Origin of the sequence: Serratia sp. C2(1) (assembly GCF_036352655.1) — a bacterium.
Classification (GTDB): domain Bacteria; phylum Pseudomonadota; class Gammaproteobacteria; order Enterobacterales; family Enterobacteriaceae; genus Serratia; species Serratia inhibens.
In genome coordinates this window covers 895,336-918,773 of the sequence record NZ_JAZFBA010000001.1, presented here as the reverse complement: position 1 = coordinate 918,773, position 23,438 = coordinate 895,336, and the positions used below count along the sequence as shown (strand labels likewise).

The 23,438-nt window shown below is 56.6% G+C and carries 25 protein-coding genes; 15 read left to right on the top strand and 10 right to left on the bottom strand.

The window, feature by feature from the left end; translation table 11 throughout:
- Positions 1-46: 46 nt before the first annotated feature.
- On the bottom strand, positions 47-889 hold the full coding sequence (locus V2S86_RS04210; protein ID WP_330761366.1) for an IclR family transcriptional regulator domain-containing protein: 843 nt from the start codon (positions 887-889) through the stop codon (positions 47-49).
- Between the two features lie 230 nt (positions 890-1,119).
- Between V2S86_RS04210 and V2S86_RS04205 the strand changes: the two genes are divergently transcribed.
- From V2S86_RS04205 to arsH, 6 genes are all read left to right on the top strand, one after another.
- Positions 1,120-1,806: a 3-oxoacid CoA-transferase subunit A gene (locus V2S86_RS04205; RefSeq protein ID WP_330761365.1), complete on the top strand. Its 687-nt coding sequence runs from the start codon at positions 1,120-1,122 to the stop codon at positions 1,804-1,806.
- An 11-nt stretch (positions 1,807-1,817) separates the two neighbouring features.
- Positions 1,818-2,498 (top strand): 3-oxoacid CoA-transferase subunit B, encoded by a 681-nt coding sequence (locus tag V2S86_RS04200; RefSeq protein WP_330761364.1) that lies wholly within the window; start codon positions 1,818-1,820, stop codon positions 2,496-2,498.
- Positions 2,476-3,678, top strand: a complete 1,203-nt coding sequence (gene pcaF, locus V2S86_RS04195; protein WP_330761363.1) for a 3-oxoadipyl-CoA thiolase — start codon at positions 2,476-2,478, stop codon at positions 3,676-3,678. Before V2S86_RS04200 ends, pcaF begins: the two co-directional genes overlap by 23 nt.
- Positions 3,675-4,442: a 3-oxoadipate enol-lactonase gene (gene pcaD / locus V2S86_RS04190; protein WP_330761362.1), complete on the top strand. Its 768-nt coding sequence runs from the start codon at positions 3,675-3,677 to the stop codon at positions 4,440-4,442. The genes pcaF and pcaD overlap by 4 nt, the downstream gene beginning before the upstream one ends.
- Before the next feature lie 117 nt (positions 4,443-4,559).
- Complete coding sequence (locus tag V2S86_RS04185; RefSeq protein WP_330761361.1) at positions 4,560-4,859, top strand: ArsR/SmtB family transcription factor; 300 nt, start codon at positions 4,560-4,562, stop codon at positions 4,857-4,859.
- A gap of 22 nt (positions 4,860-4,881) precedes the next feature.
- Positions 4,882-5,604, top strand: coding sequence for an arsenical resistance protein ArsH (gene arsH, locus V2S86_RS04180; RefSeq protein ID WP_330761360.1), 723 nt, complete (start codon positions 4,882-4,884; stop codon positions 5,602-5,604).
- A 32-nt stretch (positions 5,605-5,636) separates the two neighbouring features.
- Here the strand turns inward: arsH and arsC are convergent, their stop codons facing one another.
- From arsC to V2S86_RS04165, 3 genes are all read right to left on the bottom strand, one after another.
- Positions 5,637-6,068, bottom strand: a complete 432-nt coding sequence (gene arsC / locus V2S86_RS04175) for a glutaredoxin-dependent arsenate reductase (RefSeq protein ID WP_330761359.1) — start codon at positions 6,066-6,068, stop codon at positions 5,637-5,639.
- A gap of 20 nt (positions 6,069-6,088) precedes the next feature.
- The gene (locus tag V2S86_RS04170; protein ID WP_330761358.1) at positions 6,089-7,372 is read right to left on the bottom strand and encodes an arsenic transporter; all 1,284 of its coding nucleotides are present in this window, start codon (positions 7,370-7,372) and stop codon (positions 6,089-6,091) included.
- A gap of 71 nt (positions 7,373-7,443) precedes the next feature.
- Complete coding sequence (locus V2S86_RS04165) at positions 7,444-7,782, bottom strand: metalloregulator ArsR/SmtB family transcription factor (protein ID WP_330761357.1); 339 nt, start codon at positions 7,780-7,782, stop codon at positions 7,444-7,446.
- A 165-nt stretch (positions 7,783-7,947) separates the two neighbouring features.
- Here V2S86_RS04165 and V2S86_RS04160 point away from each other — a divergent pair, with 165 nt between their 5' ends.
- Positions 7,948-9,057 (top strand): YbdK family carboxylate-amine ligase, encoded by a 1,110-nt coding sequence (locus V2S86_RS04160; protein ID WP_330761356.1) that lies wholly within the window; start codon positions 7,948-7,950, stop codon positions 9,055-9,057.
- Between the two features lie 132 nt (positions 9,058-9,189).
- Positions 9,190-9,369, top strand: a complete 180-nt coding sequence (locus tag V2S86_RS04155; RefSeq protein ID WP_330761355.1) for a hypothetical protein — start codon at positions 9,190-9,192, stop codon at positions 9,367-9,369.
- Positions 9,370-9,440: 71 nt separating this feature from the next.
- Here V2S86_RS04155 and V2S86_RS04150 read toward each other — a convergent pair whose 3' ends face one another.
- Positions 9,441-10,361, bottom strand: a complete 921-nt coding sequence (locus V2S86_RS04150; RefSeq protein WP_330761354.1) for a LysR family transcriptional regulator — start codon at positions 10,359-10,361, stop codon at positions 9,441-9,443.
- A gap of 101 nt (positions 10,362-10,462) precedes the next feature.
- Between V2S86_RS04150 and V2S86_RS04145 the strand changes: the two genes are divergently transcribed.
- The 4 genes from V2S86_RS04145 (at position 10,463) to V2S86_RS04130 (ending at position 12,881) form a co-directional block, all read left to right on the top strand.
- On the top strand, positions 10,463-10,927 hold the full coding sequence (locus tag V2S86_RS04145) for a DMT family transporter (RefSeq protein WP_330761353.1): 465 nt from the start codon (positions 10,463-10,465) through the stop codon (positions 10,925-10,927).
- A gap of 4 nt (positions 10,928-10,931) precedes the next feature.
- On the top strand, positions 10,932-11,381 hold the full coding sequence (locus V2S86_RS04140) for a DMT family transporter (protein ID WP_330761352.1): 450 nt from the start codon (positions 10,932-10,934) through the stop codon (positions 11,379-11,381).
- A 127-nt stretch (positions 11,382-11,508) separates the two neighbouring features.
- Entirely contained in the window at positions 11,509-12,105 is a 597-nt protein-coding gene (locus V2S86_RS04135) for a hypothetical protein (RefSeq protein ID WP_330761351.1), read from the top strand.
- A 2-nt stretch (positions 12,106-12,107) separates the two neighbouring features.
- Positions 12,108-12,881 (top strand): DUF3307 domain-containing protein, encoded by a 774-nt coding sequence (locus V2S86_RS04130; RefSeq protein WP_330761350.1) that lies wholly within the window; start codon positions 12,108-12,110, stop codon positions 12,879-12,881.
- Between the two features lie 32 nt (positions 12,882-12,913).
- On the opposite strand, the gene mgtA is transcribed toward V2S86_RS04130, so the two are convergent.
- Both mgtA and V2S86_RS04120 read right to left on the bottom strand, forming a co-directional pair.
- Positions 12,914-15,613 (bottom strand): magnesium-translocating P-type ATPase, encoded by a 2,700-nt coding sequence (gene mgtA, locus V2S86_RS04125; protein WP_330761349.1) that lies wholly within the window; start codon positions 15,611-15,613, stop codon positions 12,914-12,916.
- 200 nt (positions 15,614-15,813) lie between these two features.
- Entirely contained in the window at positions 15,814-16,512 is a 699-nt protein-coding gene (locus V2S86_RS04120) for an MgtC family protein (RefSeq protein ID WP_311992132.1), read from the bottom strand.
- 622 nt (positions 16,513-17,134) lie between these two features.
- Between V2S86_RS04120 and V2S86_RS04115 the strand changes: the two genes are divergently transcribed.
- Complete coding sequence (locus V2S86_RS04115; protein ID WP_330761348.1) at positions 17,135-18,520, top strand: CoA transferase; 1,386 nt, start codon at positions 17,135-17,137, stop codon at positions 18,518-18,520.
- Positions 18,521-18,522: 2 nt separating this feature from the next.
- Here V2S86_RS04115 and V2S86_RS04110 read toward each other — a convergent pair whose 3' ends face one another.
- The gene (locus V2S86_RS04110; protein WP_330761347.1) at positions 18,523-19,395 is read right to left on the bottom strand and encodes a LysR substrate-binding domain-containing protein; all 873 of its coding nucleotides are present in this window, start codon (positions 19,393-19,395) and stop codon (positions 18,523-18,525) included.
- A gap of 101 nt (positions 19,396-19,496) precedes the next feature.
- On the opposite strand from V2S86_RS04110, the gene V2S86_RS04105 reads away from it, so the two are divergent.
- Complete coding sequence (locus V2S86_RS04105; protein ID WP_330761346.1) at positions 19,497-20,912, top strand: pyridoxal phosphate-dependent decarboxylase family protein; 1,416 nt, start codon at positions 19,497-19,499, stop codon at positions 20,910-20,912.
- Positions 20,913-21,664: 752 nt separating this feature from the next.
- Positions 21,665-22,294, top strand: coding sequence for a transcriptional regulator RcsA (gene rcsA, locus V2S86_RS04100; protein WP_330761345.1), 630 nt, complete (start codon positions 21,665-21,667; stop codon positions 22,292-22,294).
- Positions 22,295-22,520: 226 nt separating this feature from the next.
- On the opposite strand, the gene dsrB is transcribed toward rcsA, so the two are convergent.
- Both dsrB and cspE read right to left on the bottom strand, forming a co-directional pair.
- Positions 22,521-22,715, bottom strand: a complete 195-nt coding sequence (gene dsrB / locus V2S86_RS04095; protein ID WP_330761344.1) for a protein DsrB — start codon at positions 22,713-22,715, stop codon at positions 22,521-22,523.
- 346 nt (positions 22,716-23,061) lie between these two features.
- Positions 23,062-23,274 carry a transcription antiterminator/RNA stability regulator CspE gene (cspE, locus tag V2S86_RS04090; protein WP_004946278.1) on the bottom strand — a complete coding sequence of 71 codons (213 nt, stop codon included), beginning with the start codon at positions 23,272-23,274 and terminating at the stop codon, positions 23,062-23,064.
- Positions 23,275-23,438 lie beyond the last annotated feature (164 nt).

Genomic DNA, 23,438 nt, shown 5'->3' with positions numbered 1-23,438 from the left:
GACCCGTCTCAGCCAAACACTGCCCCGGCTGAGGCGGGCCACCGCATTAGCGGCTACAGCACAACGCCAACTCCATCGCCGCGCGTTGCAGCTGTGGCAGCACCCGTTCACGCAGCTCCGCCGAGGAAATTTGCGAAGCATTGACCCCCACGTTCATTGCCGCCACCACGCCGCCGCCCTTGCGCGAATGCATCGGCACCGCGATCGACCGCAGGCCAATCTCCAACTGCTGATCGTTGATGGCATATCCCTGCCTGCGCACTTTAGCCAACTGTTCACGCAACTGTTCCGCACTGGTCACGGTGTGCTCGGTCAGCGGTTCGAACCTCACCCGCGACAGATAATCCTCCAGTTGTTCCTCGTCCAGCGCGCTGAGCAAAACCAGCCCCATTGACGTGGCGTAAGCCGGCAAGCGGCTGCCGCGCCCCAGATCGATCGTCATGATGCGCTTCACCGAGGCGCGGGCGATATACAGTATGTTGTCGCCGTCCAGCGTCGCCACCGAGCAGGATTCATTGAGCAGCTTGCTGAGGTAATCCAGCGAGTTCTGCGCCGCCTTCGCCAGCTCGGAAGAAGAAAGATAAGCATGGCCGATGGTAAGCACCCGCGGCAACAGCCGGTAATGTCGGCCATCGGGGCAATGCACGAAACCCAGCGCCCGCAGGGTATAGAGGCAACGACGTACCGCGGCGCGCGGAATGCCGGTAATCTGGCTGATTTCGGAAACCGACATCTGCGAATACTGCGGTTGGAACGCCTGCAACACCTCTAACCCTCTGGCCAACGACGCCATAAAGTTGGGATCGCCCTTGTACCTGTCGTTGCTTAGGTCGCCGATCTCCTGCAGCCGACGCAGCTCCCCGCCGCCAAACTCTGAAACATCATCCATCCTGATCCCCTTCTTTCGACAACACCTGAATTTATACGTCCGCAGTGCCGGAACGACGCCAAATAGCGATTTAGTTACCTGCATCACAAAACGAATAGCCAAACCATTAATGCTTCGATAATCGCACAACACGCTGATATTCGCACTTGTCGCTGTATTTTTCATCATTTAACTTAGATCAGAACCACTCGTATGACGCTGGAATAACCGCAGCCTACTCAGGAGAGCAGATGATCGATAAAAACGTGGCGTCCGCAGACGCCGCCGTCGCAGATATACCGGATGGCGCCACCATTATGGTCGGTGGTTTTGGCCCTGCCGGCCAACCCTGCGCCCTGTTGGATGCGCTGATCCGCCACCGCCCGCGCGAATTGACGCTGATCAGCAATAACGCCGGCAACGGGGATTTCGGCCTGGCGGCGTTACTGAAGGCCGGCTGCGTGCGCAAAGTGGTGTGCTCTTTTCCGCGCCAGTCCGACTCCTGGGTGTTTGACGATTTGTATCGCCGCGGCGAACTGGAGTTGGAGCTGATCCCGCAGGGCAATCTGGCAGCCCGCATTCAGGCCGGCGGTGCCGGCCTCGGCGGCTTCTATACGCCGACCGGTTATGGCACCAAACTGGCGGAAGGCAAGGAAACCCGTGAAATAGACGGCCGCCACTATGTGTTTGAGCTGCCGCTGAAAGCCGATTTTGCCCTGATCAAGGCTGAAAAAGGCGACCGCTGGGGCAACCTGCTGTATTACAAAACCGGGCGCAACTTCGGGCCGATCATGGCGATGGCGGCCCATTGCACCATTGCTGAAATCAATCAGTTAGTGCCGCTGGGCGAACTGGATCCCGAAACCATCATCACGCCGGGGATTTTCGTGCAACGCCTGGTGACCACCCCGGCAAGCGCCGCGCAGCTGTCGGCTTAAGGAACGAATTTATGTCAAAACTCACTCATCAGCAGTTGGCCGAGCGCATTGCGCGCGACATCCCGGAAGGCGCCTATGTGAACCTGGGCATCGGCATCCCGACGCAAATCGCCAACTACCTGCCGGCGGACAAAGAAATTTTCCTGCACAGCGAAAACGGCATTCTCGGCATGGGGCCGGCACCGGCCGAAGGAGAGGAAGATCCCGATCTGATCAACGCCGGCAAACAGCCGGTCACCCTGCTGAAAGGCGGTTGCTTTTTCCATCACGGCGACTCCTTCGCCATGATGCGCGGCGGCCACCTGGATATCTGCGTGCTGGGTGCCTATCAGGTCTCCGAACGCGGCGATTTGGCCAACTGGAGCACCGGTGCGCCAGGGGCGATACCGGCGGTCGGCGGTGCGATGGATTTGGCGATTGGCGCGCGTCAGGTCTTTGTGATGACCGAACACCTAACCAAAAAAGGCGAATGCAAGATTGTCCGCCACTGCACCTATCCTCTGACCGGCGTCGGCTGCATTGATCGCATCTACAGCGATCTGGCGGTCATGGACGTCACGCCTCAGGGCCTGGTGGTGCGCGAAATATTCGGCGGGCTGAGCCCGCAACAATTGCAGGAAATCACCCCGGTCGAGTTGACCTTTGCCCTTCAGCACGGAGAACCAACGCATGAATCCAGCTTATCTGTGTGACGCCGTCCGCACGCCTTTTGGCCGCCTGAACGGCAGTCTCGCCACCGTCCGCGCCGACGATCTGGCCGCCCTGCCGCTGAAAGCGTTGCAGGCGCGCCACCCGCAGCTTGACTGGGGCGCGGTAGACGACGTGCTGTTCGGTTGCGCCAATCAGGCCGGGGAAGATAACCGCAACGTGGCGCGTATGGCGCTGCTGCTGGCCGGCCTGCCGGTGCAGATCCCCGGTTGCACCCTCAACCGCCTGTGCGGCTCCAGCCTGGATGCGGTGGCGATGGCGGCCCGCACCATCAAAACCGGTGAAAGCGAGTTAATGATTGCCGGCGGCGTGGAAAGCATGTCGCGGGCGCCGTTTGTGATGGGCAAGGCGGAAAGCGCCTTCAGCCGGGCGATGAAAATAGAAGACACCACCATGGGTTGGCGGTTTATCAACCCGCAGATGCAAGCGCAATATGGCGTGGACTCTATGCCGCAAACCGCCGAAAACGTGGCCCTGAAGTTTGGCATCAGCCGCCAGGATCAGGATGCGTTCGCCCTGCGCAGCCAGCAACGCACCGCGGCGGCCCAGGAAAGCGGTTTCTTCGCCGAACAACTGATTGACGTCAGCCTGGCGCAGAAAAAAGGCGACCCGCTGCTGTTCCGTCAGGATGAACACCCGCGCGCCACGACGCTCGACGCGCTGGCGAAGTTGAAACCGGTGGTTAATCCGCAAGGTACCGTCACCGCCGGTAATGCCTCCGGGCTGAACGATGGCGCCTGCGCGCTGTTGCTGGCCGGTGAACGCGGGGTGGCCCGCCATGGCTTGCAACCTATGGCACGTATCGTCGCCAGCGCCGTGACCGGCATTGAGCCTGCCATTATGGGCTTTGCCCCGGCGGAGGCGGTGCGCAAGGTGCTGAAGAGCGCCGGCCTGACGCTCGATCAAATGGACGTTATCGAACTTAACGAAGCCTTTGCGGCGCAGGCGCTGGCCGTGACGCGCGAACTGGGGCTGAAGGACGATGCCGCGCAGGTGAATCCGAACGGCGGCGCCATTGCGCTGGGCCATCCGTTGGGCGCTTCCGGCGGCAGACTGGTGATGAATGCCGCCTGGCAATTGCAGAAAACCCGGGGCCGTTACGGGTTGTGCACCATGTGTATCGGCGTTGGCCAAGGCATTGCGCTGATCATCGAGCGGGTATGAATATGGACATCGAATATCGTCTTGATGGCCGTGCCGGTGCGCCGCTGTTGGTCCTGTCCAACTCGCTCGGCACCACCTTCGACATGTGGCAGGCGCAATTGCCGACCTGGTATGAACACTTTCGCGTGTTGCGTTACAACCAACGCGGCCACGGTGCTACGCCGCCGCCGAGAACCCCGCTGCGGCTGGAAACGCTCGGCAACGACGTTATCGCCCTGCTCGACAGGCTGGATGCGCCAAGCGCCCATTTTTGCGGCATCTCGATGGGCGGGCTGACCGGGTTGTGGCTCAACCGCTATCACCCGCAACGCATCGATCGCCTGGTGGTAGCGAATACCGCCGCACGCATCGGCAGCGCCGAAGGCTGGCAGCAGCGTGCGCAGCAAGTACGCGACGAGGGGTTGACGGCAGTGGCTGCCGCCTCCCCTTCCCGCTGGTTTACCGAGGCCTTTTTGCAGCGCTCGCCGCAGCGGGTTGCGGCGCTGGTTGACGGGCTGGCGGCCGGCAACGCCGCCGGTTACGCCGCCTGCTGCGACGCGCTGGCGCAGGCCGACCTTCGTGGCCAAACCCACCAGATGACGCGGCCGATGCTGGTCATCGCCGGGGAGCATGATCCGGTCACCACCGTGGCAGACGCCGAATTTTTGGTCGCCAATGCGCCGTGCGCCAAATTAAAAGTGTTGCCGGCCTCGCATATCTCCAACGTGGCCTGTGCGGAGTTGTTCGGCCAAAGCGTTGTTGATTTCCTCACCGAAAAGGAATGACTGTGGGTTATTTGGGCCGACGATACCGTCGGCCCTGATGTTTTCAGTGCACAAAAACCTCGACGATCGCATTATATTTCCATTATTCTGGAAATATAGTTTATAAGAGGTGCGCCAATGGAATTGAACGACGTCGCAGATGCCCTGAAAGAACTGGGTCACCCCACCCGATTGAGCATCTACAAACAGCTGGTTCGCGCGGGTCATGGCGGCCTGCCGGTGGGCGAACTGCAAAAAAGACTGGATATCCCCCACTCAACGCTCAGCCACCATATCGCCGCGTTGGTTTCTGTCGGTCTGGTGCATCAGCAACGTGAAGGCCGCACGCTGTTTTGCCTGCCGCAATATGACGTACTCAAGGGTATCGTCGCTTTCCTGATTGAAGAGTGCTGCGCCGATCAACCACAGCGCTGCTGACCCCTGACCAAGAGAATGCATCATGACCGATAAATTATCCGACCTGCCGCAGATTGACCCGCTACTGTTTGACCGCGCCATTAGCCATGAAAAGTTACAATCGGTGCCGCCGACGCACCCACCGCGCATTCTGATGCTTTACGGTTCGGTACGTGAACGCTCCTACAGCCGCCTGGCAACGGAAGAAGCCGCACGCCTATTGGCAGCCATGGGCGCGGAAGTGCGTATCTTCAACCCGTCCGGTTTGCCCCTGCCGGATGACGCGCCGGAATCGCACCCCAAAGTTCAGGAATTGCGTGAACTGGTGTTGTGGTCGGAAGGCATGGTGTGGTGTTCTCCGGAACGCCACGGTGCCATGACCGGCATCATGAAGAGCCAAATCGACTGGATCCCGTTAAGCGTCGGCGCGGTACGCCCATCACAGGGAAAAACCCTGGCGGTGATGCAGGTCAGCGGAGGTTCGCAGTCATTCAATGCAGTCAATCAAATGCGCATTTTGGGGCGCTGGATGCGGATGCTCACTATCCCCAATCAGTCTTCGGTCGCCAAGGCCTGGCAGGAATTTGAAGAGGATGGGCGCATGAAACCCTCCGCTTACTACGATCGTATTGTCGATGTCATGGAAGAACTGATGAAGTTCACCCTGCTGACGCGGAGCAATGCCGATTATCTGGTCGACCGCTACAGCGAGAGGAAAGAAAGTGCGGCTGAGCTGTCTGCGCGGGTCAATCAACGCAGCATCTGACAAAGCAGGCCCGCGCTGCGGGCCTGCGACGTTCATTTACCCGTGATGCGTTGCCCCTGCGCGTCAATCACCGGCTCGCCGTCTTCTTTGCTGAACGCGCCTTGCTGAGGCTCCGGCAGGATATCCAGCACCGCTTCCGACGGACGGCACAGCCGCGTGCCCAGCGGCGTCACCACGATCGGCCGGTTAATCAAAATAGGCTGCTGCAGCATAAAGTCGATCAGTTTATCGTCGCTCCACTGCGCATCCGCCAGCCCCAGTTGTTGATAAGGTTCGACATTTTTGCGCAGCAACTCACGCACGGAAATGCCCATATCGGCAATCAGTTTGACCAGTTGCTCACGGCTGGGCGGCGTCTCCAGATACAGAATCACCGTTGGCTCCACGCCGCTGTTGCGGATCAGTGCCAGCGTATTGCGCGAAGTGCCGCAGGCCGGGTTATGGTAAATGGTTATGTGGCTCATGGGGTTCTCTCTTGTAAGCACTAAAGCGACAGGCGCAGGGCCAGAGCGGCCAACGCGACGAACAACACCGGAAGTGTCATCACTATCCCCACCCGGAAGTAATATCCCCAGGTGATGACGATATTTTTCTGCGACAGCACATGCAGCCACAGCAACGTAGCCAGGCTGCCGATTGGCGTAATTTTCGGCCCCAGATCGCTGCCTATTACGTTGGCGTAAATCATCGCCTGCTTGATCACACCCTCTGCACTGCTGCCGTCGATCGACAGCGCGCCCACCAGCACGGTCGGCATGTTGTTCATGATCGAAGACAGGAACGCCGTCAGGAACCCGGTGCCGAACGTGGCCACCCACAACCCCCGTTCGGCCAGGCCATCCAGCATACCGGACAGCACATCGGTCAGCCCCGCATTGCGCAGCCCATAGACCACCAGGTACATGCCCAACGAGAACACCACGATCTGCCAGGGCGCGCCGCGCAACACTTTGCCGGTGTCAATCGCATGGCCCCTTTTCGCCACCGCCAGCAGGATCAGCGCACCCACGGCGGCGACCAGGCTGACCGGTACGCCGAGCGGCTCCAGGCCAAAGAACCCCACCAGCAGCAAGGCCAGCACGCCCCAACCGGCTTTAAACGTCGGCAAGTCGCGGATAGCCTCGCGCGGCGATCGCAGCAGCGCCAGGTCATAGCTCACCGGAATGTCCTTGCGAAAATACAGGTGCAGCATCACCAACGTCGCGACGATGGCGGCAATGTCCACCGGCACCATCACCGCGGCATATTGAGTAAAGCCCAGCTTGAAAAAATCTGCCGAGACAATGTTCACCAGATTAGAAACCACCAGCGGCAGGCTGGCAGTGTCGGCAATAAAGCCCGCCGCCATGACGAACGCCAGCGTGGCACCCGCGCTGAATCCCAGGGCCAGCAGCATCGCAATCACAATCGGCGTCAGGATCAGCGCCGCGCCGTCGTTGGCGAACAGCGCCGCCACGGTAGCTCCCAACAGCACGATATAAGTGAACAGCCAGCGCCCTTTCCCCTTGCCCCAGCGCGCCACGTGCAGCGCCGCCCACTCAAAGAAGCCGGATTCATCCAGCAGCAGACTGATAACGATCACCGCGATAAAGGTCGCCGTGGCGTTCCAGACAATGTGCCAAACCAGAGGGATATCACCGGGGTGCACCACACCGGTCAGCAGCGCCAGTACCGCCCCGAGCGAAGCGCTCCAGCCAATACCCAACCCTTTTGGCTGCCAGATCACCAAAATGAGCGTCAGAATAAAAATTGCTCCAGCCAGTACCATTATCGCTCCCTGGCGCGTTACGCCATAAATACATATGATTTTTCGAATATATTGAAACAAATTTTTTAACGTTACCGGCAAAGCACCCGGCCACCCGCTGCGGCTTGCTGCGCCAGTTCGCCGAACCGTTGCTGCTGGCTGAGCCAGGCTTGCTCGATAATCGCCGCAGCCCAGGCCGGCATATGCGGTGACAACCGGTAATAGATCCATTTACCTTCACGGCGATCGAGCAACAGGCCGCTTTCACGCAGCATAGCGAGATGCCGCGAGATTTTGGGTTGCGATTCGCCCAACGCGCCGGACAGCTCGCATACGCACAGCTCCCCCGCCTGGCGCAACAACAACACCAGGTTCAACCGGGTATCGTCCGACAGATTTTTAAACAGTTTCAGCGGCGTCAGTGATGGCATAGATTTCTCTCCGAATGATAACCGCCATCATAATTCGCAACCGGGCGATGTCAACAACACATATGGATAATCAAATGTAATAGCCGTTTTCCCCGGCATCCACAAACGCTAAAAACCCACTGAGGCACTATACTGAATGCACCGCCGTAGATCTGGAGATGTGTGATGCCGCTACCCTTCAAACGTTCGGAAAGGCTTACTCTTGGCACGGAAATAGAGCTGCAACTGGTGGATAACGAAAACTACGATCTGTCGCACAAGGCCGATCGGTTGGTTGAAGACATCGACGACAAAAAACGCGTCAAGCACGAGTTGACTAAATCGATGGTGGAGTTAAACAGCTCGGTGCATACCAATCTCGGTGAACTGTTAGCCGAACTGAACGAATTGACCGGGAAGATACGCGCCGGCGCGCAGCGCATTGATTGCGACGTCTGCGGTGGAGGCCGCCATCTGAGCAACGACTGGCGCCAGCAGGTCATTACCGACTCCGAACGCTACAAAGTGCTGGCCAGCCGCTTTGGCTACCTTTCCAAGCTGGCCTGCGTGTTCGGCCAGCATATTCATATCGGCGTCAACGACGGTGATGAGGCTATGTATCTGTGCCATGCCATGACACCCTATTTGCCCCATCTGATTGCCCTGAGCGCCTCTTCGCCGATCTACCAGGGTGTCGATACCCTGTTTGCCAGTTCCCGCTTCAGCGCGCAAAACTCTTTCCCCAACTACGGCTGCCTTGAGCAAATCTATAATTGGGACGAGTTCACCCTGTATTATGAACGACTTACCAGCGCAGGGGTGATTGAAAGCATCAAGGATATTTATTGGGACGCGCGGCCAAAACCGGAGTTGGGTACGGTGGAAATCCGGGTCTGCGATACGCCGTTGCATATCCATCATGCGGTGACATTGGCCGGCTATTGTCGTCTGCTGGCCAGATACCTGTTGGATAACCGACAAAAGGTGGTGGCGGAATACGCCGCCTTTACCAACTACAACAAGATCAACGCCTGTCGCCACGGCTTTGGCGCCGACTATGTGGATCCCGCCACGTTACGCCGTTACAGCCTGACGTCGCATATGCTGGCCACCTTCGCCGCACTGCGGCCCGGCGTGCAAAATAGCGAAGAAAACGCCCTGCTCGACGATATTGAGCATTACGTCAAAATCGCGGTGAACGATGCGGACCACATACGCCGCCTGCGGCATAACGGCCTGCAGCAAGAGGAAGTGATCAAACAACTCTGCCACGAGCTGTTGCAGCCGCAGCATTAAAACGGCTCACCGCAGCGAAGAGGCCACACAGGTTTCAGCTATCGATTCCATACGCCAAAGCGACTGTTCATTACGTGCTATTCCCCTACAATCAGCCTTAACAAAACACCACTTATTCTCACCGGGGGCACGATGTACAATTTCTCACGCTATCAGGCAAAAGAGCTGGCGCTGGCTTATATGAGCGGCAAAAAACACGATCTGTCGCCGCAAGAATTTCTGCAGCAGTTAAAAAGCAGCGAAAGATCTTTTGAATACTTGCTGAAGCACGGCACCGAGCAGCCGCGCGAAATGTTGGTCAAAAGTTTTTAAACCCCACCGCAGCCTTCGCCGGTGGCATGCCGAACAGGCGTACGTTTTCCCGGTTGAATGGCAACGCGCTTTCATGAATCACGCATAACGTCCCAATAAGGCCGTTCCCCACCCAACTGCGCCAGCAGGAAATCGACAAAGGCCATGACCTTCGCCGGCACGTGTTTGCGTTCCGGGTACACAGCATAAATCGCGTGTTCCGGCAGGCGGTAATCCGGCAACACTTCGACCAACCGCCCCTGCGCGAGATCCTCACCGACGATAAAGGTCGGCATCTGACAAATCCCCAGGCCGGCGATCAGGGCTTCGCGCAGCGCCTCACTGTTATTCACCTGGTAATTCCCCCGCGGTTGAAAACGCACCGCTCCTTCGGGCCCCTGAAACTGCCATTCGCTGCCGGCACGGTAGTAGCTGTAAAACAGGCAGTTATGCTGCGCCAACTGCGCCAGCTCCTTTGGCGTGCCGCTGCGCGCCAGATAAGCTGGCGCGGCGCACAATACGCTGTAGCAGGGTGCGATGCGCCGGGCGATCAGGCTCGAATCGGCAAGCCGACCAATGCGGATCGCCAGGTCATAGCCTCCTTCCACCAGATCGACCAGCTTATCGTCCATCATCATGGTGATTTCCACCTCCGGGCAGGCGGCCAAAAAAACCGGAATCAACGGCGCAATGTGCAAACGGCCGAACACCATCGGCACGCTGAGCCGCAAAATGCCCTGCGGCTGCCCCTGCAAACGGGTGATGGCGTCTTCCCCTTCTTGCGCCACCGCACAGGCGTTACGGGCATAACCGAAATACTGCTCGCCCGCTTCGGTCAGGCTCAGGCTGCGGGTGGTGCGATGCAGCAACTGCACGCCCAGCGAGCCTTCCAACTGGGCAATGCGTTTGCTTACCGCAGACTTGGTAATACCCAGCCGCTGGCCGGCCGCTGAAAAGCTGCCACATTCCACTACCGCCACAAACAGCGGGATCGCCGCAAAGTTATCGGTCATTTATCGTCAACTTTTACTCAACAATGAGTTTCCATTGTAGTGGATTATGGCGATAACAAAAACAATGTACGCTACTCGCCACAGTAAAAATGGAACCTGAGATGATGATACGCAGACGTTTTTCCGATCCTTTGCTGGCGTTAACCGCCGGTGCTTTGCTGGCCCTGATGATCAGTGTCAACAGCGGGCTGGCGAGCTATAACAGCCCGCTATTCGCTTCGTGGGTAGCTCACGGCGTTGGCGCGATCGCCGCCTGGTTGTTGTTGCAGCTGCTGCCGTTCCACCGTACGCCCCTCTCCTCTGCGGCGGCTGTGGCGACCCCCCGTTGGGCCTATTTGGGCGGTATTCCCGGCGCCCTGACGGTGGTAGTGGCCGCCATCACCGTCAATAGCCCGCTGGCGCTTTCCGGCAGCCTGGCGCTCATGCTTACCGGCCAGGTGTTGTTCGGCATGCTTTCCGACAGTTGCGGTTGGTTTGGCGTCATTAAACGCCGCCTGTGCGCCAACGACATTATCGCCACGCTGCTGATCCTCTTCGGCTGCGCCCTGCTTATTTTTGTGAGATAACCCCATGCTAACCCTGATACTCCTCGCATTGTTCAATGGCGTCTGCATCAGCATCAGCCGTGCGGTCAATGGCCGCCTGGCGTTGAGCCACGGCGCCTTCCACGCCTCGCTCTGCAATCACATCCTCGGCTTTTTGTTCCTTAGCCTGCTGCTGGGGGCCGGCGGGGGGGTCAATGGCCTCGCCCTTGGTCACGCCCCGTGGGGAGCCTATTTTGGCGGGGTCATCGGCGCGCTGTTCGTGGCGCTGAACAGTTATGTGCTGCCGCGCCTTGGCACGCTGCGCGCCGCACTGCTGATTATCAGCGGCCAAATGTTGGCGGGCGTCGTCATCGATCGCCTGCGCGACAGCGGCGGTTCCGCCGTCGCGCAGATCCTGGGAGTTGGGGTGATCCTGCTCGGCGTCTATCTGGCGCGGAGGGAAAAACCCCTTATTACGCTGCCCCAGCACCCTTAAATTGCGCGCATAATTCGCCTATGGAAGCGAATAAGCCAAAAATTCGCATTCAGATACGAATAATTGACATATTCGTATTTAGATGCGAATTTTAACGGTGAGTTATCGCTTCAAAGCAGAGAAAAACATGCAAACACGACTCAGCGTGATCACCGGCGATCTGGTCAACTCGCGGCAGCTCGACACCGCAAATTACATTACCGGCCTAAACGCCCTGCTCAACCGGCTGCAACGGGCTAAGCTTATCCAACGGTTCGAGATTTTCCGCGGCGACAGCTTCCAGGCGGTGGCCGAACCGCAATCCGGCCTGCTGCTGGCGGCGTATATCCGCATCGCACTCAAAGCGATGGACGCCGGCCAGTGGGATGCCCGTATCGCTGTCGGGCTGGGTGACGGCCAGCCGCAAGCGGCCGGTTATGCCAGCGCCTTTGTCAATTCCGGCCACGCGCTGGACAGCCTGGAGAAAAATTGCAGGCTGGCTCTGAAAAATGATCATGCCGAGACGAATGCCATTGTCAGCGATCTGCTGCCGATGTTAGATCATGTGATTGGTCGCCTGTCGCAAGCCGAGGCGCAGATAGTACAGGCGAGAATGTTTGCCGCCACCAACCTGGAGGTGGCCGAGAAACTGCATAAAGCCGCGTCCACGGTCTCCGCAACGCTAAAACGAGCGGCCTATGAGGAGATCATGCGATTTATTCACGCGATTAACAGGATCACCTGAATATGGATTTGACCTACGCGCCGTTACTGACCTGGTTGCTGATTGCCCATTTACTGGCTGATTTCCCGCTGCAACCGCTCAGTTGGGTGGAGGATAAAACCCGCCGGCGCGCGCGGTCGCCTTTGCTGCTGTTGCACGCCTTGCTGCACGGTGTACTGGCCGCCTGTGCGGTGGCGGGTTTCAGTCTGCTGCACGGCGGGCTCTCCGCCGCCGGGGCGCTGGCTACTTTGCTGGTTATCGCCATCAGCCACTATATTATCGACCTGCTGAAAGTCACGCTCCTGGCTCGCCTAAGCCGGGCCGGCGGTTTTCTGCTCGATCAATGCCTGCATCTGGCGGTGATCGTTTTGCTGTGGCTGTGCCTGATGCCGGAACCCCGCAGCCTGCTGGCCGCGCTTGGCACCGCCGTTACCGGGGCACAGTTTGGGCTGCTGCTGCTGGCGTATTTAATGATTTACATGCCGATGGGCGTACTGATTGGGCAACTGCTGGCGCACTGGACGCCGCAAATGCCGCTCTCGGCCAAAGCCGACAACGACTCGCTGTTGCGCGCGGGCAAACAGATTGGTTATCTGGAAAGAACGCTGATCCTGACGTTTGTGTTGATCGGCCAAATTCCGGCGATCGGCTTTTTGCTGGCCGCAAAGTCTATTTTTCGCTTTGGCGATCTGCGGCAGAGCGATGACAAAATGCGTACCGAGTATGTCCTGCTCGGCACGCTGTTTTCCTTTACGCTGACCATCGTACTCGGCCTGCTGGTGAAAAAATTGTTATAACCGCCGGGCATCGCACCCGGCGGTTAGGCTAATTACAGCCACTCACCGAAGCGGCGAATATAGAAACGCTTCATCATCTGCGCCACGGCGCAATAGCCGATCAGCGTGCCGGCCAGCCACGGGAAGTATTCCCACGGCAAGGGCTGCAATCCAACCCAGGCACCGAGCGGCGAGAACGGCAGATAAATGCCCAACGCCATGACCAGCGCCGTGGTCAGCAGAACCGGCAATGCGGCGGTGCTTTGGATGAACGGGATCTTCTGGGTGCGCAGCATATGCACCACCAGCGTTTGCGACAGCAACCCTTCAATAAACCAACCGGACTGGAACAATGCCTGATGTTCGACGCTGTTGGCGGCGAAGACGAACCACATCAGCGCATAGGTGGTGATATCAAAAATGGATGAGGTTGGCCCAATCCACAGCATAAAGCGGCCGATGTTTTTCGCATCCCACTTACGCGGCTTGCGCAGGAACTCTTTGTCCATCTTGTCCCACGGCAGCGACAGCTGGGAAATATCGTACATCAGGTTCTGAATCAACAGATGGATCGCCAGCATCGGCAAGAACGGGATAAACGCGCTGGCCACCAGCACCGAAAACACGTTGCCGAAGTTGGAGCTGGCGGTCATGTTCAGGTATTTGATGATATTGCCGAAAGTTTCCCGACCTTTGATCACCCCCTCTTCCAGCACCATCAGGTTTTTTTCCAGCAGAATGATATCCGCCGACTCCTTGGCAATGTCGGTACCGGTATCTACCGAGATACCGACGTCCGCATCGCGCAGCGCCGGGGCATCGTTAATGCCATCGCCGAGGAAGCCAACGGTATGGCCATTCGCCTGCAACATTTGCAATACCCGCGATTTCTGCAGCGGCGTCAGTTTGGTAAAGACCGTGCGTTGTTCCACTTCGCGCGCCAGCGTTTCATCGTCCATCTGTTCGATTTGCGGGCCCGAGAGCGGCTCGCCCGGCTCCAGCCCCACATCGCGGCAAATCTTGCAGGTGATCACCGGGTTATCGCCGGTCAGCACTTTCACCGTCACGCCGTTTTCCTGCAGTGCGGCTATCGCTTCCTGCGCGCTCTCTTTTGGCGGATCGAGGAAGGTCAGCACGCCCTGGATCACCATATCGCGCTCGTCGGCCACGCTCAGCGGCAAGGATGTTTTCCGTTCGCCCAGTTCCCGCGTCGCCAGCACCAGCACGCGGAACCCGTCCTCATTATACTGGGCCGCGAGCGCCTGCAGCGCCGCACGCCGCGCCTCATCCAGCACCAGCGTCTGCTGCCCTTCACGTACGTGGGTGGCGATGTCCAGCATCTCCTCCACCGCCCCTTTGCAGATCAGCCGCTGTTGGCCATTTTCATCCGCCACCACGATCGACAAACGACGGCGCACAAAATCGAACGGCAGCTCATCCACCTTGCTAAAACGCCCCAGCGCCTCGATGCCCGGCTTGCCGCGCCCGAAGCGGATCACCGCCTGATCCATCAGGTTTTTCATGCCGCTTTGATGGGCGCTGTTCAACCACGCCAGATGCAACACCTGATTGTCTTTGGTGCCGCTGGCGTCCAGATGATGTTCGAGGATGATGCGATCCTGGGTCAGGGTGCCGGTTTTATCCGTACAAAGCACGTCCATCGCACCGAAGTTCTGAATGGCGTTCAGGCGCTTGACCACCACTTTGCGCCGCGACATGGCGATTGCGCCCTTCGCCAGGTTGGAGCTGACGATCATCGGCAGCATCTCCGGCGTCAAACCCACCGCCACCGCCAAAGCAAACAGCGCCGCTTCGCTCCAGTCGCCTTTGGTAAAGCCGTTGATCAGCAATACAATCGGCACCATCACCAGCATAAAGCGGATCAGCAGCCAACTGACGCTGTTCACCCCACGATCGAAGGCAGTTTGCGAACGGGAACCGACGATCGACTTGGCCAGCGAACCAAAATAGGTACGCCCCCCGGTCGCCACCACAACCGCCGTGGCGGTGCCGCTGGCAACATTGGTGCCCATCAGGCAGACGTTCGGCAGTTCCAACAGCGCATGCTCGCTGGAAACTTCTTCCTCGCTCGATTTTTGGCTGACGTTGCCCATCGCATCGTATTTCTCGATCGGGATCGCCTCCCCGGTGAGAATCGCCTGGCTGATGAACAGATCGCGTGAGGCAAGCAGGCGTACATCCGCCGGCACCATGTCTCCGGCGGAAAGCTGGATAATATCGCCCGGCACCAGTTCGCGGATGGGAACTTCCAACGTCAAGGGTTGCGCGCTGAAGCTGCTGCGACGCAAGACCGTTGCGGTGGTACGCACCATCGATTTCAGCGTTTCCGCCGCCTTGTTGGTACGGTATTCCTGCCAGAAACGCAGCAGCCCACTGAGTGCAACCATCACCAGTATGATGATAACGCCAATGAGATCGGTTTCTTCACCGCGCCGGAGAGGCAACCAGTAGTCGGTAAAGAAACTGATCGCAGCCAGCACCATCAGAACAAAGATAAACGGGTTATTAAACGCGCCAATCAGTTGCACCAGCGCGTGCGGCGCTTTCTCATGGGCAACCTGGTTAACGCCAAATTGCTCCAGACGTTCATCGGCATCCTCTTGGGTCAGGCCGGTGCGGTTGCATTTTAAATTTGCCAGCGTCTGATCGACGCTGTTTTTCGCCTCTTGCGCGATGGCGTAAGGTGCCGTTTTTTTATCGCGGCGGCGTAGGTTTTCATTGATATAGGTCATAACGCTATTCTCTTATCTTATTCTGCACACAGGGTTACCCCGCCTGATTAACAGGTGAATAGGCGCAGAGTGGAATTTATTTAATTAGCGTGATTACCGCTGTTTATAATCCTAGGCAATCACGCCGAATAATTAATATTATGGGGTCACCGTCCATGACACCTCCTTACCACCCAAAATAAAGTGAATATTAATAAAAGTTAAACCGGCAATTCAGAAACTACGCGCCAACGTACGGCGCTAACGCTTTTTTCCAGACTGACGCGGCAGACAATACCTTCAATTTCTTTCTGCGCTGCAGGATTGGCCGTTATCTCCGCACAAACCTCAAGCTGGCCAGGGAGGGATATATCGGCGCTGCGCAGGGATTGCAATCTTAATGCCACGCCGTTCAGCGCCTGCAATATCAGGGTACGTACCAGTATTTCATCTTGTTCGCCGCAGGTAACCTGAATGCGATAACACAGTTCCAGATCGGTCGCTTGCTGTTGCGGTTGCAAATTGATGCGCTGGGCCGCTTCGCGCAACAGAATATTCGCGCACAGGATCACCAGCGTCGCCAGGACCGCATTCCAGTACTGTCCCAGGCCGCACAGCACGCCAATCGCCGCCGAACACCACAGCGTGGCGGCGGTATTGAGACCGCGGATGTTCAGCCCTTCTCGCATGATCACCCCGGCCCCCAGAAAGCCGATACCGGAAACAATCTGCGCGGCAACCCGTCCGGCGCTGGAAGGATCGGTGGACATGGAGCTAAGAATAAACACCGCCGCACCGGTGGCCACCAGCGCATTGGTACGCAGGCCGGCCATACGCTGACGCCACTGCCGTTCGGCGCCAATAACCGCGCCCAGGCTCATCGCCAGTAATAAATTTAAAACAAAAGGAGTCATAGCCATGACTGTCCCCTTAATAAACAGCAGGAGATAAAATCATGTGCTTTTTAGCACACGCGAAACTGCGCCAATAATATATTAGCGAACGAGCGCGTCAGTGCCTGGAGGGAAAAGGCTGTGGTTGAAAACTACCATAATAACGTCCAAATCAATTCGCCTGATGCCATTGGGCCTCAGGTACAACAATGAGATTCGGGTTTGCACAGCTCGGAATAACAAGAGAGGGGTGCTGCCCGCCATTTTCGGCAAGCAACAAATCAGAAGAGGATTGGTCAGCTTGCCTTATTTATATCGCTACAACTAAAACTGTCCAATTTTGTTTCCCCATTGAAATTTTGGCTGAGTATAATGACGCAGGGTAATGATGTAAAGGCGAATTTATTAAACAGAAATTAAACTGAATAGCGCCATTTATTTGACCTGCAACGTAATCTGCCGCATTGGCTTTGGGTGATTCCCCTATTATCTCCAGGCTGGCGCTTCAACAATCCCCGCAGGCCAGGCAAACCCTGGCCGATCGCCACGCTAGCGGATGGCCGCACCCTGAACACCAAGCAATAGCAACTCCGGCCGGGGTGAACTACGCTAGGCTCAGTCCCCCGCTCGGCAACGATGGAGTTTACTGATGCCTACCCTTACCCAAAAGTTACTCGAAGAGATCTGGCAAAGCCTGGGTCACCGCGCCACGCCAGAGGACCCATTGGCGGTCAGCGGTGAAGGCGAACTGGCCAGCGCATTCCCGGTGAGCGAACTGGCTACGGCTTGCTGGGGAGCTGCCGGTCTGGCCTGCGCAGGGTTGTTGCAACAAAGCAAAGGCGGTATGCCGAAGGTATTTGTCGATCGTCGGTTGGCTTCGCTGTGGTTCGGCTGGACCTTGCGACCGCTGGGGTGGCAACTGCCTGCCGCTTGGGACGCGCTGGCCGGCGATTATGCCACGCGTGACGGCTGGATCCGCCTGCATACCAATGCGCCGCATCACCGCAAAGCGGTGGAGCAGGTACTGGGTCCGCATCAGGATAAAGGCACATTGGCGCAAAAAGTACTGGAGTGGAAAAAAAGCGAATTGGAACAGGCGGTGATCGAGGCTGGCGGCTGCGCGGCGGAAATGCGCCCGGTCGAGGCATGGCGACAGCATATTCAAGGCAAAAGCGTCGCGCTGGAACCGTTAATCCACCAAACGCTGCAACCGGAAGCCCCCCCGCCTGACTGGGTGCTGCCTGCCGCCAGACCGCTGCACGGCGTGCGAGTGCTGGATCTGACGCGGATTATCGCCGGGCCGATCGCCACCCGCTTTCTGGCCGGGCTGGGTGCGGACGTCTTGCGTATCGATCCCTACGGTTGGGATGAGCCAGGCGTCGAGCATGAAGTGATCCTCGGTAAACGCTGTGCACGCCTGAACCTGCATAACGCTCACGATCGCCACACCTTTGAGCATCTGCTGAAAAATGCCGATGTCATCGTTCATGGCTACCGCGCAGGCGCCCTGGAAAAATTAGGCTATGGCGCAGAACAACGTCGCGCGCTGTCGCCAGGGTTGATCGACGTCTGTCTGAACGCTTACGGCTGGAGCGGCCCGTGGCGCGGACGGCGCGGTTTCGATAGCCTGGTGCAAATGAGTTGCGGGCTGGCGTCCTCAGGCATGGCGTGGAAAAACGCCGCCATGCCGCTGCCCCTACCGGTACAGGCGCTGGATCACGCTACCGGTTACCTGATGGCGACGGCGGTGCTGCATGGCATGCGCGAGCGGCTGACGCGCGGCACCGGTTACAGCGCACGGCTTTCCCTGGCCCGCACCGCGCAGTTGCTGTTCGATAATCCTTATCCGCAGGGGCATCTGTCAAAGCCGCTGATGCCTGCAACCGCCGCCGATGAAAACCCGGAAACCGAGTTGACCCACTGGGGTCCTGCGCTGCGCCTGTGCGCCCCGTTGCATTTGAAGGGTACGGCGCTGCTCTGGGCGTTGCCCGCCACCACGCTTGGCACTTCCCAGCCGGAATGGCTGCGCCGCTGATCTCAGGCCAATTGGCGCTGCAACCAGTGCAATAACTCTTCGACCGCCGGCGTCAATCCGGCGGTCTGTGGCCAAACCAGGTAAAAATCGCCCTTATCCAGATGCTTGGCCTCGGCCAGTGCCACCAAACGTCCCTCCGCCAGGGCATCGCTCACCAGCAGCCTTTTCACCAGCGCAATACCGAACCCCTGCTCGGCGGCGCGGATCAGCAAACCAGCGTCATTGAACAGCGCCATTTGCTGGCCGCACTCCCCCCGTTGGTGCGCCGCGAACCACCTGCGCCACGGCGTAACATCATGCTCCAGCAAAGGCATGCGCGGTGAACCCTTGTCGAATGCCGCCTGCCACTGCTGGGCCAACTCTTGGGTAGCCACCGGCACCACATCCCCGGAAGCGATACGCCGTGCCTGCACGTTCGGCCATTGCCCCTCGCCAATCCGAATAGCCGCATCGAAGCCTTTACGCGCCAGATCTTGCAACACCAACGAAGCATCAATATCCAGTGCAATACCGGCGCAGGCCTCGCGGAAAGCCGGCAGGCGCGGCATTAACCAATAGTGTGCGAAAGAAGGCAGCACGCTGATGCGCAACGTGTGGCTTTGCGCAACGCGCCTGACGCGGCCAATCCCCTGTTGCAGCGCCTGCAGCGCCGGTTCCGCCACCGCCAGCAGTTCGTGCCCGGCGGCATTCAGACGAACCCCGCGCCCATGCCGTTCAAACAGCGCGCAACCGATCGCCTGTTCGAGCTGCTGGATCTGTTGGCTGACCGCGCCGTGGGTAAGATGCACCTGCTGCGCGGTGGCACGCAAATTCTCCAGTTTGGCGGCAATCACAAAAGTCGGCAGGGTATGCAAGGGAACACGCTCATTGAACATTGGTTAGTCCAGCTATCCAAAAGGGTCATTTTTCATCGATTTTCGCACTAAAGCAAATGGTCTATGGTGTAACCCTTATCCTCTTCTCTCCGGAGCCACAGATGCACCCTCGTTTACAACAGGACCTTGACCAATTTCCACAGATACTCGAACGGACCCGCCAGTTGGCAGACGGATTTTTGGCCGGGTTGAAGCAGCGCCCGGTTTACCCTCCCCTTGAGGCCCAGCAGCTGCAGTTGGGCGACGACCAACTGGCGGACAGTGGCAACGGCGCTTTGGCGACGCTGGAAGATTTCTGGTTGCGCTATGCCGAGGGTCTCTCAGGCAGCGCCGGACCACGTTATTTTGGCTTTGTCACCGGCGGCGCGACCCCGGCGGCGCTGGCGGCGGATTGGCTGGTTAGTGCCGTAGACCAAAACAGTCTACTGAGCCACGACACCGTTGCCGCAGCGATTGAGTTGGCGACTATTGAGCAATTGAAGTCGTTGCTGGGTTTACCGAAAGCATTTAGCGGCAGCTTTGTCAGCGGGGCGACCATGGCCAACTTTGTCGGCATCGCTATTGGCCGCCAGTGGCTGGGGCAACAGCGTGGGATCGATGTCGCCGAACAGGGACTGGCGGCATTAGGCCCCATTCAGGTGCTGTCGGCAAATGCCCATGCCAGCAGCGTGAAGGCGCTCAGCATGCTCGGGATCGGCCGCGACGCGCTGAAAATCATCGACAGCCTGCCGGATTCCGAAGCCATAGACACCGCCGCGCTGGAGCGGCACCTGGCCGCCAGCAATGGCGCGCCTGTCATCGTGCTGGCCAGCGCCGGCACGGTCAACACCGTGACTTTCGACGATCTTCCTCGCCTGCTGGCACTGCGCGAGCGCTACCCGTTCTGGCTGCACGTCGATGCCGCTTTTGGCGGTGTCGCCGCCTGTTCACCGCACTACTCCCCGCTGTTAACCGGCTGGGAACAAGCGGATTCAATCACCGTTGACGCGCATAAATGGTTGAATGTGCCCTATGACAGCGCCATTCAATTCACCCGTCATTTGGAACTGCAGATGCAGGTTTTCCAAAACCATTCGGTCTATATGGAAGCGCCGACGTTGCGCCCGGACGACTACCTGCACCTGACGCCGGAAAACTCACGGCGTTTCCGCGCCCTCCCGTTATGGATGGCGCTTAAGGCCTATGGCCGCAGCGGCATGCAAGACATGGTGGAGCGTAATATCCAGTTGGCGCACCGGTTGGGCGCAGGGTTGGATGCCAGCGAGGGTTTTCATCTGCTGGCGCCGGTCAACTTGAACGTGGTGTGTTTCGCTCTCAGTAACGTTGAAGGGGATGCCGCGGCCGCACGAGATCGCTTTATTGCCCGGCTCGATCGACATGGCGTCGTGCGTTGTACCCCCACGCGTTTTAACGGGCAACCAGGGATCCGCGCCGCATTGGTCAATTGGATGACAGAAGAAGAAGATATCCGCCTGGCGCTGGAATCGTTGCGACACTGCCTGCCTGAAGCGTTTTAATCGCCGAGTTTAAGGGCGCCCTTGCGGTGCCCGTTTCATGATGGGTTGCGGCCGGCCGCAGGACTGGCATTGTGTAGAACCCCTCCCCTCATCAAAGCCAGACTGGCCAAACGAACGAGAACAGTTCAGAGAAACCAATTAATCACTCTCTGACATTTCTCACATTTTGTGAAATAGCACAGATAGCCACAACAACTCCTTGTTATAGCGTCAGTTTCCGTAACAAAGAACCGGTTCCATGTTAACTCAATGTGATTATTGGATATCACAACTGATAAAAAAAGAAAGGATTCTCATTACTAAAAACGAAAATTAAAAAATTAACAATATGATATATAACGATAATTTTTGTAAATATGAGATTTTTCAGCATTCAACACGCTGAAGAATCAAGCTAAAAAATGTTAAAAAAACAACACATGAATTTTTTTTAAGAATTTTCCTAGCAATCAAAAATTTCATTTCGTGACATGATGCATAGATTCAATCATAACGATGCCTGTAGGCACGCGGTTCAAGCATAAGTTAGCGTTGTTGCTTGCCAGATTGTCGATTAGCAGATTATTCTGACTTAAGCTAAACTTATAGATTCACATGATTAATTAGTTTAGTCAGAAAATATCGTTGAGTGCCGTCGTATTTATTGATAGAACACTCGCTATATGTAAATTTTTGTTCCTTTTTTTTGCCTTTAGGCTTCAGGCTTTTTCTCTTTGTTACCGCAGTAAAACGGATTTAAGTGGGGGTGCGATATGCCAACGATCATTATGGATTCATGCAGCTATACAAGATTGGGTTTAACAGACTACCTGACAGCACACGGAGTAAAAAAACGCCAAATTAATGCCATCAACGACATCGACGATCTGCATGAAAAATGCAGCAAGTTGAAACCTAGCCTGGTGTTTATTAACGAAGATTGCTTTATACACGAAGCCAATGCGACAGAACGTATAAAACGGGTGATTTCACTGCACCCGGATACCTTATTCTTCATCTTTATGGCCATCACCAACGTACATTTTGACGATTATTTATATGTTCGTAAAAATGTCATCATCTCGTCAAAATCCATCAAGCCAGAGACTATGAATCAGCTACTTAGTCACTATCTTGAGAAAAAAGCCACTCGCACGGAAAAGACCTCATTTGACCAGACGCCCGTTACGCTAAGTCAAACAGAATCAAACATGTTGCGGATGTGGATGTCGGGTCAGGGAACTATCCAGATATCCGACCAGATGCAAATTAAAGCCAAGACAGTCTCTTCCCACAAGGGAAATATCAAAAGAAAAATTAAAACGCACAACAAGCAAATTATTTACCATGTTGTCCGTTTAACCGACACCTTAACCAGCGGGATATTTGTCAATAGCCGCTAGGTAAAGAACTTAACCGTGTATTCTGCTTAGATTTGGTTTTAAATGTCTTATCACCCAGTATCCTGGATATAAAACATTTAAATAACCTCAATACCTGCTCGCGACGACATCCTCGGCCGCGGCGGGTATTCCCGTAGCAAAAGATAGAAAATTCCTACCCCTGGGGAATAATGACTTTGCGAATTAACTTAATGCGTTGGAAAGATATTGGCTGTTTGTCGATAGCCTACCTGGCCTGTCGCAACTCAACGAAGGTGCCGTCACGGCTGTCAATCTCGTTGAAGAACCAGACGCCGGCAGGATAGTCGTCCAGAGCGACCAGATACATGATCCCTTCATTAAATTCTTCTACCGCCAGCACTACCCCTTCACGTCGCAGTTCACCGTCAGTTTTTACCGTTACCAGATCGTTAACTTTCATCTTTTCCCCCATCATTTATCATTGATGTCAGTGTATTACAAAATGATGTTTGAAGAACACCGTGCAGCTGCGGCGTCGGCCCGCTACATGCTCGTTTTAGCACTTACCTAAAGCGTAGCAGGTCGGCACGCCCCCATTTTTTCACTTTCTTAACGTTTTGGCCGCAGAATCTTAAAGGCGCAAAGGCTAGTCTGTTCACAGGTGCTTCCCCCCAGAGAGGTGCCTGCAAATGAAGAAGTAACAAGGAACTTTTGCCCGCAGACTTGCGGGCTTTTTTTCGTCTTAGGCAAATTACAGGCATAAAAAAACCCGCCTTGGCGGGTTTTTATTAATCAGCAGAAGCCGATTAGATAGCGGTAACGTTAGCCGCTGACGGACCTTTAGCACCGTTCTCGATAGAGAACTGTACGTTCTGGCCTTCAGCCAGGGTCTTGAAGCCTTGATCCTGGATAGCAGAGAAGTGTACGAACACATCTTTGCTGCCGTCTGCTGGAGTGATGAAACCAAAACCTTTAGACTCGTTGAACCACTTCACTTGACCTTTGATCATGTTAGACATGTCTAATTCCTTCAATATTAAATGTAAGCCACCATGGGCATATGATATAGCCGGTCATCAGTTACTTATGGAGGCACTAGAAAGGAAATTCGTCAGAGAAGAGCTATCTAGGATAACGCTTTAAATTTGAACTACTTTACTCAAAATGTCGTGCATAAATAGGT

Excerpts from the sequence above, each read along its gene's own strand:
- V2S86_RS04105 (WP_330761346.1), top strand. The coding sequence starts at position 19,497 with ATGCACCCTCGTTTACAACAGGACCTTGACCAATTTCCACAGATACTC.
- V2S86_RS04155 (WP_330761355.1), top strand. The coding sequence starts at position 9,190 with ATGTACAATTTCTCACGCTATCAGGCAAAAGAGCTGGCGCTGGCTTAT.
- V2S86_RS04130 (WP_330761350.1), top strand. The coding sequence starts at position 12,108 with ATGGATTTGACCTACGCGCCGTTACTGACCTGGTTGCTGATTGCCCAT.
- mgtA (WP_330761349.1), bottom strand. The coding sequence starts at position 15,613 with ATGACCTATATCAATGAAAACCTACGCCGCCGCGATAAAAAAACGGCA.
- V2S86_RS04140 (WP_330761352.1), top strand. The coding sequence starts at position 10,932 with ATGCTAACCCTGATACTCCTCGCATTGTTCAATGGCGTCTGCATCAGC.
- arsC (WP_330761359.1), bottom strand. The coding sequence starts at position 6,068 with ATGAGCCACATAACCATTTACCATAACCCGGCCTGCGGCACTTCGCGC.
- V2S86_RS04120 (WP_311992132.1), bottom strand. The coding sequence starts at position 16,512 with ATGGCTATGACTCCTTTTGTTTTAAATTTATTACTGGCGATGAGCCTG.
- V2S86_RS04110 (WP_330761347.1), bottom strand. The coding sequence starts at position 19,395 with ATGTTCAATGAGCGTGTTCCCTTGCATACCCTGCCGACTTTTGTGATT.
- V2S86_RS04160 (WP_330761356.1), top strand. The coding sequence starts at position 7,948 with ATGCCGCTACCCTTCAAACGTTCGGAAAGGCTTACTCTTGGCACGGAA.
- V2S86_RS04200 (WP_330761364.1), top strand. The coding sequence starts at position 1,818 with ATGTCAAAACTCACTCATCAGCAGTTGGCCGAGCGCATTGCGCGCGAC.
- pcaD (WP_330761362.1), top strand. The coding sequence starts at position 3,675 with ATGAATATGGACATCGAATATCGTCTTGATGGCCGTGCCGGTGCGCCG.
- V2S86_RS04185 (WP_330761361.1), top strand. The coding sequence starts at position 4,560 with ATGGAATTGAACGACGTCGCAGATGCCCTGAAAGAACTGGGTCACCCC.
- V2S86_RS04115 (WP_330761348.1), top strand. The coding sequence starts at position 17,135 with ATGCCTACCCTTACCCAAAAGTTACTCGAAGAGATCTGGCAAAGCCTG.
- V2S86_RS04205 (WP_330761365.1), top strand. The coding sequence starts at position 1,120 with ATGATCGATAAAAACGTGGCGTCCGCAGACGCCGCCGTCGCAGATATA.
- cspE (WP_004946278.1), bottom strand. The coding sequence starts at position 23,274 with ATGTCTAACATGATCAAAGGTCAAGTGAAGTGGTTCAACGAGTCTAAA.
- V2S86_RS04145 (WP_330761353.1), top strand. The coding sequence starts at position 10,463 with ATGATGATACGCAGACGTTTTTCCGATCCTTTGCTGGCGTTAACCGCC.
- V2S86_RS04210 (WP_330761366.1), bottom strand. The coding sequence starts at position 889 with ATGGATGATGTTTCAGAGTTTGGCGGCGGGGAGCTGCGTCGGCTGCAG.
- V2S86_RS04170 (WP_330761358.1), bottom strand. The coding sequence starts at position 7,372 with ATGGTACTGGCTGGAGCAATTTTTATTCTGACGCTCATTTTGGTGATC.
- V2S86_RS04135 (WP_330761351.1), top strand. The coding sequence starts at position 11,509 with ATGCAAACACGACTCAGCGTGATCACCGGCGATCTGGTCAACTCGCGG.
- V2S86_RS04165 (WP_330761357.1), bottom strand. The coding sequence starts at position 7,782 with ATGCCATCACTGACGCCGCTGAAACTGTTTAAAAATCTGTCGGACGAT.
- pcaF (WP_330761363.1), top strand. The coding sequence starts at position 2,476 with ATGAATCCAGCTTATCTGTGTGACGCCGTCCGCACGCCTTTTGGCCGC.
- V2S86_RS04150 (WP_330761354.1), bottom strand. The coding sequence starts at position 10,361 with ATGACCGATAACTTTGCGGCGATCCCGCTGTTTGTGGCGGTAGTGGAA.
- dsrB (WP_330761344.1), bottom strand. The coding sequence starts at position 22,715 with ATGAAAGTTAACGATCTGGTAACGGTAAAAACTGACGGTGAACTGCGA.
- arsH (WP_330761360.1), top strand. The coding sequence starts at position 4,882 with ATGACCGATAAATTATCCGACCTGCCGCAGATTGACCCGCTACTGTTT.
- rcsA (WP_330761345.1), top strand. The coding sequence starts at position 21,665 with ATGCCAACGATCATTATGGATTCATGCAGCTATACAAGATTGGGTTTA.